General features: G+C 43.4%; 18 protein-coding genes. 11 read left to right on the top strand and 7 right to left on the bottom strand.

Annotated features, from left to right (window positions below; genetic code table 11):
* The first annotated feature begins 14 nt into the window (after window positions 1-14).
* The 3 genes from WH95_RS16155 to WH95_RS16145 all read left to right on the top strand — a co-directional run bounded on the left by WH95_RS16155 (window position 15) and on the right by WH95_RS16145 (window position 7,858).
* Window positions 15-674: a response regulator transcription factor gene (locus WH95_RS16155; RefSeq protein ID WP_046509205.1), complete on the top strand. Its 660-nt coding sequence runs from the start codon at window positions 15-17 to the stop codon at window positions 672-674.
* Window positions 671-2,089, top strand: a complete 1,419-nt coding sequence (locus WH95_RS16150; protein WP_046509203.1) for a sensor histidine kinase — start codon at window positions 671-673, stop codon at window positions 2,087-2,089. The genes WH95_RS16155 and WH95_RS16150 overlap by 4 nt, the downstream gene beginning before the upstream one ends.
* Window positions 2,090-2,392: 303 nt before the next feature.
* The gene (locus WH95_RS16145; protein WP_046509201.1) at window positions 2,393-7,858 is read left to right on the top strand and encodes a DUF5801 repeats-in-toxin domain-containing protein; all 5,466 of its coding nucleotides are present in this window, start codon (window positions 2,393-2,395) and stop codon (window positions 7,856-7,858) included.
* 82 nt (window positions 7,859-7,940) lie between these two features.
* Here the strand turns inward: WH95_RS16145 and WH95_RS16140 are convergent, their stop codons facing one another.
* The gene (locus tag WH95_RS16140) at window positions 7,941-8,486 is read right to left on the bottom strand and encodes a gamma carbonic anhydrase family protein (RefSeq protein WP_046509199.1); all 546 of its coding nucleotides are present in this window, start codon (window positions 8,484-8,486) and stop codon (window positions 7,941-7,943) included.
* 169 nt (window positions 8,487-8,655) lie between these two features.
* Between WH95_RS16140 and WH95_RS16135 the strand changes: the two genes are divergently transcribed.
* A complete protein-coding gene (locus WH95_RS16135) occupies window positions 8,656-9,003 on the top strand; it encodes a hypothetical protein (RefSeq protein WP_046509197.1) in 348 nt (115 codons plus the stop codon).
* Between the two features lie 121 nt (window positions 9,004-9,124).
* Here the strand turns inward: WH95_RS16135 and argC are convergent, their stop codons facing one another.
* The 3 genes from argC to WH95_RS16120 all read right to left on the bottom strand — a co-directional run bounded on the left by argC (window position 9,125) and on the right by WH95_RS16120 (window position 11,733).
* The gene (argC, locus tag WH95_RS16130) at window positions 9,125-10,072 is read right to left on the bottom strand and encodes an N-acetyl-gamma-glutamyl-phosphate reductase (RefSeq protein WP_046509195.1); all 948 of its coding nucleotides are present in this window, start codon (window positions 10,070-10,072) and stop codon (window positions 9,125-9,127) included.
* A 185-nt stretch (window positions 10,073-10,257) separates the two neighbouring features.
* Window positions 10,258-10,743, bottom strand: a complete 486-nt coding sequence (locus tag WH95_RS16125) for a hypothetical protein (RefSeq protein WP_046509192.1) — start codon at window positions 10,741-10,743, stop codon at window positions 10,258-10,260.
* A gap of 63 nt (window positions 10,744-10,806) precedes the next feature.
* Complete coding sequence (locus WH95_RS16120; RefSeq protein WP_046509190.1) at window positions 10,807-11,733, bottom strand: LysR substrate-binding domain-containing protein; 927 nt, start codon at window positions 11,731-11,733, stop codon at window positions 10,807-10,809.
* A 147-nt stretch (window positions 11,734-11,880) separates the two neighbouring features.
* Between WH95_RS16120 and WH95_RS16115 the strand changes: the two genes are divergently transcribed.
* Window positions 11,881-12,795 carry a DMT family transporter gene (locus WH95_RS16115; protein WP_046509188.1) on the top strand — a complete coding sequence of 305 codons (915 nt, stop codon included), beginning with the start codon at window positions 11,881-11,883 and terminating at the stop codon, window positions 12,793-12,795.
* 61 nt (window positions 12,796-12,856) lie between these two features.
* On the opposite strand, the gene WH95_RS16110 is transcribed toward WH95_RS16115, so the two are convergent.
* Window positions 12,857-13,741: a LysR family transcriptional regulator gene (locus WH95_RS16110; RefSeq protein WP_046509186.1), complete on the bottom strand. Its 885-nt coding sequence runs from the start codon at window positions 13,739-13,741 to the stop codon at window positions 12,857-12,859.
* A gap of 143 nt (window positions 13,742-13,884) precedes the next feature.
* On the opposite strand from WH95_RS16110, the gene WH95_RS16105 reads away from it, so the two are divergent.
* Complete coding sequence (locus WH95_RS16105) at window positions 13,885-14,484, top strand: short chain dehydrogenase (protein WP_046509185.1); 600 nt, start codon at window positions 13,885-13,887, stop codon at window positions 14,482-14,484.
* 210 nt (window positions 14,485-14,694) lie between these two features.
* The gene (locus tag WH95_RS16100; protein ID WP_046509183.1) at window positions 14,695-15,279 is read left to right on the top strand and encodes a LysE family translocator; all 585 of its coding nucleotides are present in this window, start codon (window positions 14,695-14,697) and stop codon (window positions 15,277-15,279) included.
* A gap of 111 nt (window positions 15,280-15,390) precedes the next feature.
* On the opposite strand, the gene rpsI is transcribed toward WH95_RS16100, so the two are convergent.
* Window positions 15,391-15,876 (bottom strand): 30S ribosomal protein S9, encoded by a 486-nt coding sequence (gene rpsI / locus WH95_RS16095; protein ID WP_046509181.1) that lies wholly within the window; start codon window positions 15,874-15,876, stop codon window positions 15,391-15,393.
* Between the two features lie 2 nt (window positions 15,877-15,878).
* Window positions 15,879-16,343: a 50S ribosomal protein L13 gene (gene rplM / locus WH95_RS16090; protein WP_046509179.1), complete on the bottom strand. Its 465-nt coding sequence runs from the start codon at window positions 16,341-16,343 to the stop codon at window positions 15,879-15,881.
* Between the two features lie 273 nt (window positions 16,344-16,616).
* Between rplM and WH95_RS16085 the strand changes: the two genes are divergently transcribed.
* The 4 genes from WH95_RS16085 (at window position 16,617) to WH95_RS16075 (ending at window position 20,032) form a co-directional block, all read left to right on the top strand.
* On the top strand, window positions 16,617-17,840 hold the full coding sequence (locus WH95_RS16085) for an NAD(P)/FAD-dependent oxidoreductase (RefSeq protein ID WP_046509176.1): 1,224 nt from the start codon (window positions 16,617-16,619) through the stop codon (window positions 17,838-17,840).
* A gap of 202 nt (window positions 17,841-18,042) precedes the next feature.
* Window positions 18,043-18,189, top strand: coding sequence for a hypothetical protein (locus WH95_RS21310; protein WP_157845988.1), 147 nt, complete (start codon window positions 18,043-18,045; stop codon window positions 18,187-18,189).
* A gap of 55 nt (window positions 18,190-18,244) precedes the next feature.
* Window positions 18,245-18,499, top strand: coding sequence for a hypothetical protein (locus WH95_RS16080; RefSeq protein WP_046509173.1), 255 nt, complete (start codon window positions 18,245-18,247; stop codon window positions 18,497-18,499).
* A gap of 300 nt (window positions 18,500-18,799) precedes the next feature.
* On the top strand, window positions 18,800-20,032 hold the full coding sequence (locus WH95_RS16075) for a polyhydroxyalkanoate depolymerase (RefSeq protein ID WP_046509172.1): 1,233 nt from the start codon (window positions 18,800-18,802) through the stop codon (window positions 20,030-20,032).
* Window positions 20,033-20,062 lie beyond the last annotated feature (30 nt).

Below are 20,062 nucleotides of genomic sequence, written 5' to 3'. Positions count from 1 at the left end.
GAGAAAGTTAAAGTATGAAAGTCTTACTTGTCGAAGATGATCCGCAACTGGGGGCAACACTGGAACGCGCACTGCATCATGACGGAAGTGTGTGTGAATGGGTCAAGTCTGCAGAGGATGCATCTCTTGCATTGGATGTCAGCGTTTTTGATCTTATTATTCTTGATTGGATGTTACCTGATCAACAGGGCATTGATTTTCTGAAAGAAGCGCGGCACAAAGGTATTACTTTACCTGTTCTGATGCTTACGGCACGAACCGCAACATCTGAAAAAATTGAAGGTCTTGATAGTGGCGCCGATGATTATCTAACCAAACCCTTTGATCTAGATGAACTTTTTGCCCGACTTCGGTCTTTGGGACGACGTCGGGAAGTTCGCGCGTCCAGTATTATTACAGTCGGTCAATTAAGCTTGTGTCCGGATCGTCACGAAGTCAAACTGGGCGATACTGAAATTCAATTATCCAAGACCGAATTTATTATTCTGAAAAAATTAATGGAAAATGCCGGACGATATGTTTCTAAATCCCAGTTGGAAGAATATGCCTATACGTGGGATAACTGTGTAACGCCGAATGCGATCGAAGCGCAAATATCGAGACTGAGAAAACGTCTTGGGTCTGATATTATCTCTACCTTGCGTGGTGTGGGGTATAAGGTTGAAAGTATATGACTTTTTTTTCCGTTAAAGCACGGCTTTATCTCTATACCTTTTCAATAACGACACTGACCTGGATACTTGTTCTTGCAGCAGTAATCGTTGGTTTAAGAGCGGTTGTTATCAGCCTTACCGAAGATGCGCTTGAAATCAGAAGTGAGATTTTGGCAAGCGCCCTGCCCTTAAGTTATTTTGACGAAGGCGATCCCGCTTTAGTCAATTGGCTGGAGCAGGTTGCGCAAACTCCGCCTGACTTTGTTGATACTGGAATTGATTCTGATAGCAGTTATCAAATTTGGTATAATGGTGAAGTAATCATCAAATCCTATATTAGCCCCACAATGCCCGAACCTTCACAAGAAGGGGCAAGTTCTTTTTTTGATCATGTTCAAGATGAGGACATTGTCTGGTTAACCCATGCAACAAAAATTAAAGGGAAAGATGCCTGGGCTGTAGCTACCGAGGACATGGAACTTGCCTTTGAAGGTATTGTTCCTTTTTCTTTGATTATCTTTGTTTTTATCGGTGAAAATTTTCCCTATGTTTTTATTATTCTTCCGCTGAGTTTTATAAGCCTCTTTTTTGGGATTAAAAAGGCGATCTCGCCGATTATTGAGATTTCAAATAAGATTGAAGCCAGAGTGGATAACGATACCTCTAGTATTAAAATAAAGAAAAATCCTATAGAAATAAAAGCATTAATTGATGAAATTAATTTGTGTTATGAAGTTATTCGGCGAAATGAAACAGAACTTAATACATCGCTAGAAAGTGAAAAGAAATTTACGGCAAATGCTGCGCATGAGCTTCTTACACCTTTGGCAGCGATTAAATCTGAAGCACAGCTAAGAGAGCGTCAAACAAATGATCCTGTGCAAAAAGAGGGGCTTGCAGCCATTTCCCTCAGAGTTGATCGGGCGACACATACTGTTGAACAACTGGTTACTCTGGCACGGCTTGATCCCAAAACAGCGCAAGAGAAACTCAAGGACGTAAACTTGTGTAATATTATTCAGAATGTTTCTGCAGAGCTTGGTAATAAAATAAGTGAAAAGAATATTGATTTCAGAATATCTCTTTCTGATAATTGCAATCTTAAAGGACTTGTGTCTGCGATTAGCGTCCTGTGTCGTAATTTGGTAGATAATGCAGTGCGGTATTGTTCGGAAAATGGTACCGTTTCTATCGAGGTATTTTCAAACTCTTCAAACCTTATTCTTCGTATCAAAAATACGGGGCGCCCTATACCAGATTACATGCGAGATTATATTTTTGACCGATTTGTACGCGGCGCAGGTGAAGAAGAAACTGGTTCAGGCCTAGGGATGTCAATCGTCAAACGTGTTGCTGAAATTCACAGAGCTGAAGTGTTGTTAAGCGATCCAGAGGATATGATTGGTGTTCAGGTGGACGTTATTTTCCCAGTGTAGCCCGACTTGAAGCCATCGTCTTATTGAAGTTTTCAGATCAGTCATCTTACGATTTCATCACTAGATAATTTTGATTTACAGATAGCTTCCCCTTTAAACACTACGCTGTTGTGCGAAATATTAAATCATTCCCAATCAAGACATTATCGTGAAATGAACCATCTTTAAAAAATTTTGAACCCTTTGGTTTTCTCCTGCGACTGACTTCCAAGTTAATCGCGCTTGGGGTCAATTCAATTACTAAACCCTAAGACATTTTGGAAACACATGCACATTTCCCAGGTGCTAATCAGGGGGGTTATTATGACTGAAAATTATAGTGATAGAACGACAGCTGATACTATTGATATCATTAACCAGTCAGCAGTTGCACAAGGTGAAACAGAACAACATGTTCTTGTTGGTCAGGCTTCTCAAAGCACGATCAGCATTCTGGAACCTACAAGAGGTGAAATCAGATTAATTACAACCAATCAAGGGGATGTTTTTGATCTTCAATTTGATCCCGGTCTTGCCAGTTCAAGCGTTCAGGGAAATGATTTTATTCTTGAATTTGATACCAATGATGACGGCACGTCTGATGCCCAATTGGTTTTTAGAAACCTTGTTGCACAGGCCAATAGTGATAATAGCCCAACCTTGATCATCGGTGGCATTGAGGTTTCAGCTGATCAGCTTTTATCCAGAGTTGTTGCGCTGTCTGAACAAGAAACAACACTTGAAACGGCTGCTGGTGCTGATGGTGAGATTTCTGGAGGTGGAAACAACCTTTATAGTGATAACCTTGGTAATATTATTGATCTGTTGATTGCACAGGGCGTTATTGACCCCACTGAATTGTCTTTTGGATTATTCAGTTCTATTGATGAGAATACTGACCCCGCCCGGGGATTTTTTTCATTAAGCTTTAATACACCTGGGTTCGAGCTGGTTGGTGGGTTTGAGGATACTCTACCAAATCAACATCTGGTTGGTGGTGATGTCGGATATGATGACAGTCCCTTTACGCCGGGCGAAACAGAATCAGCTCCTTTACAGTTGCTTTTTAACTTTATCCCGCAAGATAACGAAGTCCTTCAATCTGTTTCGATTAATCCCTTTCCAATTGCCGTAAAACTTTTTGTAGGTGGGTTTTCTCCGGCAAACGAAGTGCCTGGGCCATTTCCAGTTGTTATAGCCCCAGAGGATTTCGATCAGGTATTTCTTTTGCCCCCTGCTGATAGTGATCAGGATTTTTTTGTAAGTGGTTCAGCGACGATTGTGGATCCGGATACAAATCAGGCTTCTGTCATTCCCTTTGCTGAAGAAGCGATTATTGATGCCGTTGCCGATGTACCCGAACTCATAATCAAAAATTTACCAGAAGATAATTTTATTCTTAAAAACGAAGAGGATACATTATCACTTCGTCTAGAGGCCTCGTTAAGAGACACAGATGGGTCAGAGGCTCTTTCGCTAGAAATATCAGGTGTCCCGGAAGACGCCGAAATTAAGCTACTGGTGCAACAGAATGGCTGGGAACTTGTTCCGGGCGATCCTGTTGATGGGTTTATTACCTATAACGTGGTTTATACCGGCAATGGCCCTGCGCCGACATCCATTTCCGGTACCGCAGAGGTGAAATTTAACGATTATACAACGCATAATGCAAGCGCTGGTGATGGTCGTGATGCGGATGGTACCGCCAACAATGATGGCCCTTTACACATTACAATAAGTGCCGTTGCGACTGAACTTGAAACTGATCTTGGAACAGATGAACTGACACTGGAAAACAATGTGGCCGTTGCCAGTGAAACAGTTGTTGTTCATATCAATGAAGATGTTCCGACAGTAGAAAAAGACATCAAAATCTGGGTTGATGAAACAGAAGGTGATCAGGGCGGCGCAGAAATCCATGTCACAAATAATGTGGCTGGTGTAGCAGAGGCGATTGATGCCGTGGATGTTGCTCTCAATACAGACGGATTGAGTGTTGATCGTGATAATGCCCTGACACAGGGCTTTGTCAAAAGGAACGCAGCAGTAAACCTGTACAGTGACGGAAAAGATGATGAACTGGATCTTTCAGATGTAAACCCAGTCAACAACGATGATCTGAGTGGCCCGCAAAATGATACCGATGATCAGGAAGGTATCGAGTTTGTTAGCTATAATGGTGAGCCCGCCGTCAGTAATGGCCCAGCGAACCATATGCATACAACGGGTGGAGATCCTATTTACCTCTATTCTTCCAGCGAAAACCCTAGTGTGGTTTATGGTGTTTTCGGTGATGATGCAGCCAATGGTCTGGATGGGACGACAGTCGCATTCATTGCTTATATAACAAGCGATCTACAGAATGGATTGAATGCTGTTGACGTTTATCTGGAACAGTTTGTTTCACTGGATCACCCCAATCCATGGATCGACTTTGAACACATACGTCTGGATCTTGAATTCGTGGTTGTCGACGATGAAGGTGATATCAGTGATCCGGGGTCACTTAACCTCTATTTCGCCGATGACGGCCCCTTTGTTGAGGTTGAAAACGCTATTGACGCCGATGGAAATTTACTTGGCCTAGGCTTCCCGGTCATGGATGAAACGCTGGAGGAAACACCGGGAGATCAGAATGCCGAGATTGATGATGTCCTGCCCAATATTCTATCAGACCCAACAGGCTTACAGGCGATTGGTCGCATCTCAGCAACACAAAACAACACACCTCTAGGGGATCTTTTCAATATTAACTTTGATATCGGCGCGGATGAAGAAGGCGCAACTGTTGAACAGATCTTGGAACTGACGATTGGTGGACAAACCAACGAGCTTGTCGGTTCTCCAACCGCAGCCAAGGGGTTGGAAACAATGCTCTCTGTTACGCAAGGAACCAGTGGTCCTGACTATGCGGGTACAACAATCTACCTCTTCCTTGAAAATGGGCAGCTTATTGGAAGGTTTGATCAATTTGCCGATCAGGATGATATTCTGGAAGGCATTGCTTTCCGTATTTTTGTCGAGAATGCAGACGATCCCGAAAATGCGGATCTCGTATTTGAACAATACGTGGCATTGGATCACCCGGATACAACAGATACTGACGAAGCCCTGTCCCTTTTGACCGAAGAAGCGATCGACGTCGGGCTGAAACTGACGGTGAAGGTAACGGATGGTGATGATGACACGGCAGAGGACAGTGCAGATATTTTGCTGTTTAACGATGAAACCAGTGTCTTTACCATTGAAGATGATGCACCGCGTTTTACACCAGTGCAAAATCAGGAACTGATTACAAATGGCAGCTTCGAAACCAATCCTATGAATGGAAACGGTTGGGGGACATTTGAAGCCATCCAAGGATGGACCAATGGTTCCGGAAATCCGTTTGAAGTACAGAAAGGTAATATCGGCGGCATTGCCCCCAAAGAAGGTAACAGTAAAGTTGAACTGGATGGACACAACGGACCGGACAGTAATGCGACATTAGAGCAGATCGTCGATGGTACAGATGTAGGTGAAGACTATGTACTAACCTTCTGGTACGCCCCTCGCCCAAACGATGGACAGGCTGATAGTAGCAGCTTCAAAGTCCTTTGGGGTGATCAGGAGGTCATTGTCAAAAACTCTGCAGATGCCAATGATGGCTGGCAAAAAGTCACTGTTGTCGTGGCGGGTACAGGCGTGCCAACCAACCTGACATTTCTTGGTACGGGACAGGAAAATACCCTTGGTGCCTATATAGATGGCGTCAGCCTGATGGCAGCCCATGTGGTTGATGAAGATGACTTGCCCAATGGTAGTGACCCGGACAAAGAAAGTGTTGTTGTCTCTGGTAACTTAAACGTGGATTTTGGCACAGATGAGGCTGGCTCGATTTATCTTTCAGACGAGCAACTGGCCGATTTACTTCAACTGGGTTTGAAATCCGGTGGCGTTGATCTGGATGATTACAGCTTTGATGCCAACACTGGCGTTTTGACGGCCAGTGCGAATGGAGATGCCGTCTTTACTGTCGGCTTTGATGCAGAAGAAGGTACTTTCGAGTTCACCTTGATCAAGGCTTTGGACCATGCGGATATCGCGGGTGAAAACATTCTGTCTCTTTCCATTCCCTTTACCGCTACGGATGGTGATGATGATCATGTCGAGGGTTTTATTGATCTTAAAATCGTTGATGATGTTCCTGCGGCAGTTGACGATGAAGACCTTGTTCTGATCAACGATGGTGATGCTCATTACAATATCGCGTTTGTATTGGACGAAAGCGGCAGTGTCGGTCAGGAACAGTGGGATCTGCAAAAAGATGCCGTTAAGAATGCTGCAAAGCAGTATTACGATAATGGTGTGACCAGAATATCAATTTTCACATTCTCTTCAGACGCAGAGTTTGATGGAATTTTTGATAACTATTCAGATTTCGAAAGCTTCATTGATGCGCTTGTTTATGAATCCGGATCAACAGACTACATTGATGCATTGAATGTAATTCAGAGTGATTTTGTCGTTGACCCCAGTGCGGTCAATCGCATCTATTTCCTGAGTGACGGTGAACCATGGGGCGAAAACAATACTCCATCAGATCAGCAATATGATGAATGGAATGATTACCTCGTCTCCAACAACATCGATATTGTTGGGGTCGGGATCGGTGATGATCTTGATCACATTAAAAAAGTCGATGCGGGGGAAGACGAAGCGGCCCCAATTATCATTAACAGCTATGACGACCTCAATGCGGCATTGATTAACAATCAGCAAGATGGCGGCACTGCAAATGGAAACCTTTTTGCTAATGATTTTTCCGGTGCAGATGAGCCGTTGATCATTACCGAAGTTGTTTACAATGGTCAGACCTATACAGATAACAATGATGATGGTCAGGAAGATGACAACATCATAACGATTCTAACCGGGGAAGACGCAAAGCTGGAGGTCAATACCCTGACGGGGGCGTACGTCTATAATATCGAAAAATTTACAGAGGCCTTTACGGAAAGCTTTGTCTATACCGTTCAGGATTTTGACGGTGATACATCACAGGCCATATTGAATATTAATGGTAAAACCTGGATTGCTGCTGATGACAAAATCATCACCAATATTACTGATGAGATCATCATTCCGGATCATGTTCTGTTAGAGAACGATGGATTGAAAGCAGATCATGAAATTACCAATGCTGATAATGCGCAGGGTGGTGATGTTAATCACAATAACCAGTCTGAAACTATTCACTTTTCTCTGGATGATTCCGGTGATTTGCCTTCTTTTGACTATGAAGTGGCAAATGGTGATCAGACAGAAAATGCGTCTGTTGAAATTATTATCCAGGAAGGCGCTGATCTAACGGGATCAAATCAGAACGATATCCTTATTGCTGGTGATGGGAATGATAGCCTTGTAGGTAATGCAGGGGATGACATTTTTATCGGTGGCGCGGGTAGTGATGTCTTTGTCTTTACCACGGAAGATCTTGGTTTTGATAATATTATTGCAGACTTTGATCCAAATGAAGGTGATAGGATTGATCTGAGAGACTTATTTGAAAATGCACCGTTGGGAGATGGGCTGGAAAATGATGATCTGGCCGCACTTTTAAATGATTATCTGGATATCAGTTATGATGGCAGTGATACCTTGATCAAAGTCGATCCAGATCAGTTTGGACAAGGCATGGAAACAACAACTTCCATTGCGCTGGAAGGAATTGATCTTCTGAATGGTTTTGCCGATAGTCAGCAGTTGGTTAATTCCATGCTTGATAATGACAACCTGATCGTTCAGTAAGATCTGTTTTTACAATTTAACACTACCTTTTGTAACCGTAGTGCTGATTAACACATAGCGAAAGCTACTTCTGATTATATTATCAGGAATAGCTTTCGCTTAATTTTTTATAGTTCATCGCTGAATATTTAATTTCCTCAAGCTCTGTTGGCTTTAAATCGCGGAATTTTTTTGCGGGTGAGCCAGACCAGAGTTCACCGGTTGGGACGACTTTACCCGGCGTAACTAAAGCGCCGGCAGCGACCATGGCATTTGTTTTTACAATGGCCTTGTCCATAACAACCGATCTCATGCCGATAAAGGCATCATCCTCAATTTCACAGGCATGCAATAATGCCATATGACCTACGGTAACGCCGCTGCCGATGCGGGTTGGAATACCTCCGCCTGTTTCACGATAATTACTGCCAGTTCGGTCATGGTTCACATGTATGATTGTGCCATCCTGTATATTTGTGTTTTCGCCAATTGTAATGGAATTCACATCACCACGAAGCACACAATTGTACCAAATCGAGGTCCCTGCCCTGATTTCAACATCACCAATAATAACGGCATTTTCAGCGATGAATGCATCTTTGGATATTTTGGGTGTAATTCCTTGATAACTTTTGATGATGCCTGACACGGTATTTTCGCTTTCTATTCAGATTCATAAGCAAAATATTTAGTTAACAAAAATAAAAAAGTGCGATATAAAAAATTACTTTGTCTAATCTTTACCATTTTTAAATCACTTGGAAACCATATATAAGACCTTGTGATAAAGTTTTTACCTATGCTGGAGAGCAGAAAATATGCCTAAAGGCACCAAATGTACCGTTATTTTTGCACTTGTTGCCGCTATTGGCATTAGTTCACTTTTTGTTTCGACCCCAAGTTATGCAAAGTTCAACGAGCCACGTTGGTATCAACAGCAAGTCTGTCTTGCCAAAGCCTATACTAAAGTGAACCAGCTTCAGAAATCAGCTTCTCATAACGAAAAAGCAAAAAAATCACGTTCAAAGCTAAGTCGGTCTGGTGTTCCGGAATCTCACATTCGTGAATTAGCGAACAGAACGTTGAAAATGTTACAGTTTGGTATACAGGGAAATAAAGAGGCAAGAGGCCCTCGCCTTTGTCAGCAATGGTATCCCGTCGGTTAAGATAAACTGGGCATTAATTAAAAAACAAAAGGACGGTTTCCCGTCCTTTTTTATTACCTTGGAATAAAACGATGTTATTCCAGAGATATCACTTTAAAAATCCACCTTCTTAAAGTCCGGCTTAAAGTCCGGCGTCCTCATCTAATCCGAGCATTAAGTTGAGGTTTTGTACGGCAGCACCTGATGCCCCTTTGCCAAGATTATCAAGACGTGCAATCAGAAGTGCTTGCTCTGTTGCATCATTTGCAAAAACGAATAGCTCAAGTTCGTTACTGCCATTCAAGGCATCAGGTCTTAAAAATGCTGCACGTTCAAGGTTGTCTGTATTGTTCAGGTCTTTGACCTTGACAAAGCGGCTTTCTTGATAATGTTTGGCAAGGCTTTCCTGAATCAGGGTGCCATTCACACCACTTTTCATCTGCGCATAGTGTAGTGGAATTGATACCAGCATCCCCTGTGCATAGTGACCGACTGATGGCATGAATAATGGTTTATGTACCAAACCATTATGTTGGGTCATTTCAGGTACATGCTTGTGCTGTAAAGACAGCCCATAGGTACCAAAAGGCTCCACTTCACCACTTTCGTGAATTTCGATCAAGGCCTTACCACCGCCACTATAGCCGGAAACGCCCTGTACATTGATCAAGGCATCTTTGGGTATAATGTTGCGCTCGATTAAAGGCCGCAACAGGGCAATAGCACCTGTTGGATAACACCCCGGGTTACTCACGCGTTTAGAGTTGGCAACCTTTTCCCGATGCCCCTCTGTCATTTCCGGGAAGCCGTAAGTCCAGTCCGGATCAACACGGTATGCAGTTGAGGCATCAATAACGCGCACTTCCGGATTTTCGATCAAAGATACTGCCTCTATCGCAGCGGCATCTGGCAAGCATAGAATAACCAGATCAGCAGAGTTCAAGAGCTCTTTTCTTGCTGCGGCATCTTTCCGCAATTCTGGCGCAATGGAAAGAATTTCAAGGTCTTGCCGATTTTCCAGGCGTTGACGGACCTGCAGGCCAGTTGTGCCAGCTTCGCCATCAATAAATATTCTTTTGCCTGTCGACATTGGTTTAACCTCAATAAGTAATAATCTGTGCCCTATAACTACACATTATTTTTTGTATTTCAATACAGAAACTAGGATATTCGTGAACATAAAACAAAGGGTTGAGCAATTTGTCACCATAGACTTCCTACCAATTTAGGTCATGAGCTTACAGATGCTCTGATTAAACAATATTCAATCGAAAATTATTCCAATTCCAGGCCAGCTGCGTTGCCGTTTTTTCGCCCCAGAACAGTTGTTACAACATCACCCGTTGTCTGTTGTCGGGTTGAAACAAAGAAGTGTCGATCTCCCAAACCATAGACAACAAAACAGTTCTCTGGCTGGGGAATTTCAAACTGGTAGTTAAAGCAGATCAGGTTTGTACGAATTTGCCATGTGCCCTGGACAAGTTGAGTGAAATCGTAATAGGCAACACGACCATCACCAGACACAAACTCTACCCAACGGTTTGCGTCGGGGTTTTGTTCTGCGTTGGTATGATCAACATATCTGCCGTAAAGGGTGTTACCAGCAAAGGCCCCGACAATATCAGAACCCATTAACTGTGTTGCCCCTGCGGCGATCAGCTCTTGATCACTGAAATAGGTTTTCGTGTCATCTACAGCGGGTGTTGTGACGCAACTTGCTAAAGAAAAAGAAAGCAGTAACAGAATGATTTTCACATACATTTTCATATTTCCTTTGTTAAGCGAACAAGCAGTAAAAACTATGCATTAATCACGCCAGTTGACTTAATCGGGTACTGCCAGGGAAGCAGGCAATTGCGCTTCGAATTTCTCGACTTCTTTAAGCAGCCATCGCCGGAAATATTTTGCCGTTTCTGAAAGCCCACGAATATCTGAATGAACCAGATAATAGCTAAAAGGAGATTGTTGCCAGTCGGTCATGACGGGGACAAGGGTTCCCTGTCTAATATCATCTGCGATAAGAACAGAACGCCCCAACATAACCCCCTGCCCCTGTCTCGCAGCATTAATCAACAGGTGTGTATCACTAAAGGCTATACTGTCTTCACGATTACCCGGCCCCTCAGTTGTTTTGTTTAGCCATCTCTCGAGAGTAAGTTTTATTCCCTCCGGCCCCCCGGAATCCCTGAGCAAAGTGTAATCAGACAAGACATTACCCGATTTCAAAAGGTCAGGATGGCAGGCCGGTCCAATCATTTCATCCATGAGCTTTTCTTCATTTACGCCCTTATAGCCACCCGGCCCGTAACGAATTGCCAGATCAATTTCCTCGCTTGCAAGGTCGGCGAGATAATCTGATGTCAATAACTCTAACTGTATTTCCGGATAGGTTTCACGAAAGCTTTTAATTCTGGGGGAAAGCCATTCAGCGGCAAAAGATTGGAGGGTAGATACCCGCAACTTTGTTTTTTTAAAGTTATGAATAACTTTGGCTGTTTCAATGTCCAGTTTATCAAATAAAACAGTTAGTTGCTGTAAATATCTTTCGCCTTTGTCGGTGAGAGTAAAGCTATTGGGACCACGTTTTAACAACCTAAAGCCCATCCACTGTTCCAGAGTTTTAATTTGTTGGCTGACAGCAGATGCAGATACACTTAACTCTTCTGAGGCAAGCTTGACGCTGCGGGTACGCGCTGCAGCTTCAAAAGCCTTTAAGGAGTTTAGGGGCGGCAATTTTCTCTTTTTTAGCATTAGATTATCTTAATCAGCCTAATATCTTCTTGTTTTACAGAAATTATATATCAACCCATATTGAAGACAACGCCGCAAATTGCTTTGTTATCATATAGCGAGATAAAGCGGGAAAATTTAATTGATCGTCTATGAAAGTTTAAGAAAATGGCCTCGGCTTTTCGTTCGAATGTTGGTGTCGCCCAAATGTCTTTGGCGATGTTCCTGTCCGGTTTTATCGGCCTGTTTGTTTTTGAATCCGGGCAGACGCCCTTTAATGTTGTTTTCTTCAGATGTGTTTTTGGGGCAATCGGGCTTGGTCTGTTTTGTTGGTGGAAGGGCTATTTTACCGCTGATGTTCTGAATAGAAAGAACATAACCCTTGCTCTTTTAAGTGGCTTTGCGCTTGTTTGTAACTGGATCCTGCTTTTCACATCCTTCAAGCTGTCGCCCATTTCCATCAATACAGCTATTTATCATACGCAGCCTTTCTTCCTTGTTCTCTTTGGTGCGTTGTTCCTGGGGGAAGCATTCAGCCTTCACAAGTTTGTCTGGTTAATTCTTGCGTTTCTGGGGCTGATTTTTGTTATTGAGTTGGATGCCAATAGTTTTCAGGGTGATACCTCTATGATCGAAGGCGCAGGTTATGCTTTGGGTGCCGCTATTCTCTATACGATCACAACAATCATCACCAAACGCTTGACGGGAATGCGTCCCCATCTGATTGCCTTTATTCAGGTAACCCTGGGTATTGTCATGCTGAGCCCCTTGGTTGATTTCTCAACCGCCCCAACGCTTTCTGATACACAGGCTTGGGGCTATCTATTGGCACTTGGATTGATCAACACCTGTTTCATGTACATCATTCTCTATTCAGCGTTTCAGAAATTACAGACGCCGGTTATTGCTGTTTTATCCTTTATCTATCCAGTTGTTGCCCTGATTATTGATTATATTTTCTATGACCAACAACTGAGCACATTACAATTTACTGGTATCGTCTTTATTCTGGTTAGTGCTGCTGCGGTCAATCTGGGTTGGAAAGTTATTCCGTCACGTGCAAAGGTTAAAGAAAGCTGCTGATTAAAGAATGTAACAGCAAGAGACGTTGTAATATCCGTCTCTTGTTGTTTTCTTATCTGGGCTATTTCAAAAAATGATCCTGTTTAGAAAACCAGTTCTTCACATAATCGATAAACTTCCTGACCTTGATTGGTAGATGTGTTTGATAGGGATAAACAACAAAAATAGGATAGAGCTTTGTTTCATAAGAATCTAAAAGCCGGATCAGTTCTCCTTTGGCGATTTCTTCTTCTGCCAGGTAAGATGGAAGTTTGCCAATTCCGCCACCAGATAAAATGGCTTTCTTGAGCATTGGAAAGTGATGGGCGCTTAGCTTGGCTTCGATGGAAATACTATGCGCCCCCTCTTCATCGTGAAATCGCCACAGAGTTGGTTCTAGCTTTCTCGCATTTAACAATAATTGATGCGTCAATAAATCCTGTGGTTTTTTGATCGCAGGTTTGTCTTTCAGATACTGAGGCGATGCACAGATATATTCTGTCCAGTTACCCAGTTTAATCGGCACGAGGTTCTCTTCCGTCGTTGCTGCTGCTCGAAAAGCAATGTCGATGTTTTCAGATTGCAAATCCCTGATTTTATTATCCAGTTCCAGCTCAAACCTTACATCAGGATAAAGGTCATTGAACCCGAGGGTAATATCACTCAAAAAAGCTTCCCCAAACGAAATGGGCGCAGATAAACGAATAGAGCCGGAAACAGTCCCTTTTATGGCCTCAAGATCCTTTTGGGCCTTTTCCACACTTCCTGCGATTTCTTTACAGTGTCCGTAAAAAATACTTCCGGCTTCGGTGAGATCCAGTTTGCGGGTCGTCCTGAAAAGGAGCTGAGTGTTAAAGTGTTTTTCCAGCCGGGAAACAAGCTGACTGACATGAGCTTTCGAATAGCCAAGGCGCGTTGCTGCGCGAGTGAAGCTGCCCTCTTCCACAACAACGGTAAAAACCGCCATAGCCTCTAAGTGATGATAATTAGTATTCATATGAAAACAATATGTTCATGATTGTTGGTCTTATCATCTTAAATAAAAACAATATGTTTACCAGAAGTGAATGAATTATTTCCATTGATAACGTATTAAATAAGAGGACTACCATGAAAATCATTCTCGTCGGGGCCAGCGGTACAATAGGTAAAGCCGTTCATAAAGAACTGTCTGTTCGCCACGAAGTTATAACCGCTGGGCGTTCGACAGGAGACTTAAAGATTGATATTACGGATAAGGAAACGATCAAAAAGGCACTGGCATCTGTTGGAACTTTTGATGCCTTGGTTTCCACGACCGGCTCGGTTCATTTTGGCGAATTTATGGAAATGAACGACGACGACTATATGGTCGGGATCAAAAACAAATTAATGGGTCAGGTCAATCTTGTCCTGATCGGGCGTGATTACATTGCCCCGGAAGGTTCCTTCACCTTGAGCACTGGTATATTGAACCGCGATCCTATTCGTCTGGGAAGTTCTGCGGCAATGGTCAATGGCGCAATCGATAGCTTTGTTAAGGCCGCCGCGATGGAAATGCCAAACCGGGTTCGTATTAATTCTGTCAGCCCAACGGTTATCACAGAAGCAATGGACAGCTATGGCCCTTACTTCCGGGGCTACGTTCCCGTCGATGCAGACACAGCCGCCCTTGCCTATAGTAAATCTGTCGAAGGCATACAGACAGGACAGACCTATATTGTGGATTAGATGACACGCACCACTGACGGCGATTACTTTGGCTTGTCAAAGCAGATTGCCAGTCAGTGGTGATGATATTGTCCTGAAAATACCCTAGTTGAGCAAAGTGTTTAAATTTTTTATTACATAAAAATATCGAATAGTTAAATCAAACCGTAACATATAGTGCGCCGTTCATGACAGGGGTATAGTCTCTGAACTAAGGAGTATTATAAGCTTATGTCTATTATTATCGCGATGTGCACCTATGCCCTGACCATGTCGATTTCACCGGGACCTGTGAATGCTATTACCATGACTTCGGGGCTGAACCATGGGATTTACCGAACCATTCCCTTTGTTGCCGGAGCCACAATTGGTTTTACCCTCTTGCTCTTTGCCATTGGCTTGGGCGCGGCAGAACTGACAACCTTGTTTCCCCAGTTTATGAAGGCGATTGGCTATGTCGGTGCCGCGTTTATGCTCTATATGGCCTATAAAATCGCGTTTGCAAAAGGCACTGTTTCTCTCGAGGAAGGCACAGAACCCGGGTTTTATCAGGGCATGTTGCTCAACATTTTAAATCCTAAAGCATGGATTGCCTCTATTTCAGGCGTAACGGCTTTCACAACAAAGGGTGATCCTTCGAGCCTTTTCCTTTTTTGTGGTCTTTATTTTGTGATTTGCTTTATTGGCGTTGGCGCCTGGGCCGTTGTTGGAAGACAAGCCAAAGTTTTGATACAAACGGAAAAGCACCTGCGTCTGTTCAATATATTTATGGGAACAGGATTAGCTGCGGTCGCCCTATATTTACTTTTTGCATAGAGACAGTATTTACCACGCAAAAAGACTGAAGAAGGGTTAGTGTTCAAACACAAAAAGGGCCGCCAAAATTGGCAGCCCTTTTCGAATTTCTGAACTTCTGTTCTTCGAAGCTTAACGCTTGGAGAACTGGAAGCTACGACGGGCTTTCGCCTTACCGTATTTCTTACGTTCAACAACACGGGCATCACGTGTAAGGAAGCCGCGTGCTTTAAGCGCAGGACGAAGACCTGGCTCGAAGTAAGTAAGAGCTTTTGAGATACCGTGACGAACGGCACCAGCTTGACCAGAAAGACCACCGCCTTTAACTGTGCAAACAACGTCGAACTGACCAGTGCGCTCAACAGTCTCGAAAGGCTGTGCGATCATCATGCGCAGAACCGGACGTGCGAAGTAAACTTCCTGTTCACGACCGTTTACGGTGATTTTACCAGTACCTGGCTTGATCCATACGCGTGCAATCGCGTCTTTACGCTTACCAGTAGCATAAGCACGACCTTGTGCGTCCAGTTTTGGCTCGGCAACAACTGCGCTTGTGTCTTCGACTGCAGGTGCGGCACCGCCAAGATCACTCAAAGAGTTGAGGGTTTCTTCAGCCATTGTTACTGGCTCCTCTTGTTCTTGGTGTTTTTAGAAGCAAAATCCAGAACTTCTGGCTGCTGAGCTTCATGATTGTGGTCAGGACCAACAACAACACGAAGATTGCGCATTTGCTGACGACCGAGAGGACCTTTTGGAACCATACGTTCGATAGCTTTTTGAACAACACGCTCAGGGAAGCGACCGTCAAGGATCTGACCAGCTGTACGTTCTTTGATACCGCCAGGGTGGCCAGTATGCCAGTAGTACTTTTTGTCAGCGAGTTTGTTACCTGTAAGGGCGACTTTCTCGGCATTGATGATGATAACATTGTCACCACAATCCATGTGTGGTGTGTATGTTACTTTGTTTTTACCGCGCAGGATATTGGCGACTTCAACAGCCAAGCGACCGAGAACAACGCCTTCAGCGTCGATCACGAACCACTTTTTCTCAATATCTGCGGGTTTAGCAGAATAAGTTTTCATTTAACAGAGCCATTGCATACTGTTGTCATAGGGGGCAAGACACACATCTGTGCTCTTGCGTGGGTGGGTTCTAATACAGTGAATACCCCCTGTCAAACAAAAATATTCAACATGAATTTTATTTTATCATAAAAAACAATTACTTAAAATTAAGGTATTATATTACCCCATAATTTTATGCTTTTTTTTCAGTAAAAGAAACAAATCGGTTGTCTGCGTAAGAACGACACGTAAAGATGCTGCTTCGTATATAATATTAAATATGGAGTATGTATGACCAAGACATCAGATGTCGTGATTGTCGGTGGAGGTATTATCGGCAGTGCCGCAGCTTTCTTTCTGGCAAGTGATACGACATTTAATGGGAAGATTACCGTCATTGAAAAAGACAGCAGCTATCAAGGATCATCAACAACTTTGTCCGCAGCGTCAATTCGGCAGCAATTTTCAACACCTGAAAATATCAATATATCCCTCTTTGGTATTGAGTTCCTGCGTAACCTCTCTGAATATCTGGCATTAAACACAGAGCAACAGCCCGCAAATGCACTGGATATAGGATTACAGGAAAGGGGGTATTTGCTTCTCGCCAGTGATAAGGGACAGGAGACACTTCATTATAACAATCAGATACAAAATGAACTCGGGGCTGATATCTCGCTTCTTACCCCTGCCCTCTTAAAAGAGCTGTTTCCCTGGATGAACTGTGATGATCTTGCGCTAGGGTCTTTGGGGCTTTCCGGTGAAGGATGGTTTGATGCCTATAGCCTGTTGCAACTGTTCAGAGCCAAGAACAAAAAACTTGGTATTATATATAAAGACGGCGAAGTCACAGGCTTTGAAAAATCCGGCAACAAGAAATTCGGCAGTAAGATTGTCGCGGCTGAATTGAAAACGCCTGAAAGTGCTTCTGTTGAAAAAATCTCTGGCGATTATTTTATTAATGCTGCGGGACCTATGGCGTCGTGTATTGCTGCTATGGCTGGCATTGATATTCCCGTTGAAAGTCGCAAGCGATGTGTTTTTGTCTTTAATTGCCGTGAAGAGATAGCCAACAGCCCACTTGTCGTAGATACCAACGGGGTTTATTTCAGGCCAGAGGGGGAACACTTTATTTGTGGAACCTCGCCCTTGGACGGTCATGATCCCGAGTGTTTTGACTATGATGTGGATTACAATCTTTTTGACGAACACATCTGGCCCACCCTTGCCAATCGGGTAACGGCCTTTGAATCTATCAAACAAATCAATGCATGGGCCGGACATTATGCATACAACCTGTTGGATCAAAATGTCATACTGGGAACGCACCCGGATGTTGACAATCTGTACTTTGCCAACGGCTTTAGCGGGCATGGTCTGCAACAGGCACCGGCAATAGGTCGCGCGTTATCAGAACTGATTGTCTATGGAAAATATCAGAGTCTGGATCTTTCTATCTTTGGCATGGAAAGAATTATCAATAAAACGCCCGTTAAAGAGCTTAATGTGATATAGATATTAACGTTAATTAACCATGGTAAGGTATTGTTTTTTAATAATAGTACGGCCATATCTTACCATGTTGACGTTTCATCATCCATCCTGTTCACATTCTTACCACTTTTTTGCCCCACCACGGCTTTGTTTTTTCCCTTATATTAGAGTCATGGGAAACTTTAATAGAATACATCGCACAGATATGCGGGCCAAAATGTCAATGTCAGCAAACATGTTCATTTCACCTCAGGTCGACAAGAATGACGATATTGATCTTGATCGTCTGGTTTGGGACGTCGAGTACAGAGAAATCGTCAAGCGTCTTTTACAACCCAAAGGAAACACCTCTGTTTCACTCGGTGCTTAAGTCAGGCTCGTAAGACCTTTGGCAATTCCATCCGTCTTGTGGTAGAATTGCGATTATGCCCGAGAAGAAAAAGCAATCCAAAAAACCAAATTCAAAACAGCTTAAGTGGCTTAAACGCGGCCTTGATCAAGCAGGAGGTAAACTCCCCCTTTTTGATGAGCATGGTCAGCATTATGATACTCGTCTTATTCGTGCCTGTATTGACCATGGGTGGGCAGAACCGTGGTTCAGCAATGCCCTAAAGCCCGACTGGATTGTTTGCAAACTTACAAAAAGGGGTAGAGATTTTTGCTCCTCTGCCTCACGTTAATCCCCTCTCCCACAACTTTTACTTCAGGTTCTTTACTTTTACCTGCATAGATTTTCGTAGTTGGCGCGTTTATGAAACATCTATGAAAAGCCAGACAATCATTGACTGTTTGGTCAAAGACGCTTAGCTTTTGACTTAATTGTGCGGCGCACAATAATGTGGTTTTGATGAATTAGACCCGACTGATGATCATCGCGCAGAAATTGATTACGGTTTCATTTGGCGATTTTTCATTTGAATAGAAGGTCATAATTAGCAGTTGGTTCGATAAAGCTGCTTCATTTGTTAGGGGTAGATGACGTGTTATATACATACTTTGATATGCAAAGCGCTGCGTTGGGACCAATGCGCGCCATGACACAGCTAACGAAAACCTATTTCAACAATCCTCTGTTTCCTCTTTCCCAAACCTACATGGGAAAAATAATGGCGGCGAGTGCTGACGTTATCGAAGGCGTTATTCGACACCGGGGAAAACCGGAATGGGGTTTTCAGGCTATTCATCGTGAAGATGGTATCCACCCTATTGATCTCGCCAGGATTGATCACAGACCTTTTGGGGACCTTATCAGGTTTAAATGTGATCTGGCAAAATCACCAAAAAAAATTCTGCTCGTGTCCCCGATGTCGGGGCACTTTGCGACTTTGCTTCGTGGGACTGTAAAGACCCTGGTCGAGCACCATGAAGTTTATGTCACGGACTGGACAGATGCCAGCAAAGTGCCTGTATCGGATGGTGAGTTCGGGCTGGATGAATATATCGAATATCTGATTGATTATATAAAACTGCTTGGTCCTGACCTACATGTTATTGCCGTATGTCAACCTGCCCCACTGGTTCTTGCCGCTGTTTCAATTCTGGCCGCGAATGATGATCCGGCACAGCCAAGCACAATGACCTTGATGGGCGGGCCCATTGATCCTGGGGCGGCAGAGACAGAAGTAACCAAATTGGCAGACAGTAAATCCCTTTCATGGTTCAAGGATAACTTAACTGCAACGGTTCCTCTTCAATACGAAGGTTCCGGGCGCCGTGTTTATCCCGGCTTTCTGCAACTGGCTGCCTTTATATCCATGAACTCCATGCGCCATGTTGATGCCCATATGCAGCATTTCAACAACCTGATTAAAGGAGACGGGGATTCAGCAGAGAGTCATAAAAAGTTTTATGATGAATACCTTTCGGTGATGGATGTAACCGCCGAATTTTACCTTGATACAATTCAACACATCTTTCAGGAAAGAAGCCTGCCCAATGGCACGATGACCTGGAAAGGACAACTGGTTGATCCCTCTAAAATTAAAAAGACTGCGCTTCTTACTGTAGAGGGTGAATTGGACGATATTTCAGCACCGGGACAAACAGAGGCTGCACATGAAATGTGCTCGTCGCTTGCAAAAAATAAACATAAAAACCACGTTGAGGCGGGTGTCGGGCATTACGGTATTTTTAATGGTCGTAAATGGCGCGAAAGTGTTTCCGTTGTGATTAATGACTTTATTGAAAAGCATCATCCCAAGGAAAAGAAATAATAGATAATTTAAATTCTTAAGTCTTGGAAT

This window comes from Kiloniella litopenaei (genome assembly GCF_000982415.1).
GTDB lineage: Bacteria > Pseudomonadota > Alphaproteobacteria > Kiloniellales > Kiloniellaceae > Kiloniella > Kiloniella litopenaei.
The sequence above is the reverse complement of the archived record's forward strand: the minus strand, read 5'-3'. Positions and strand labels throughout refer to the sequence as shown.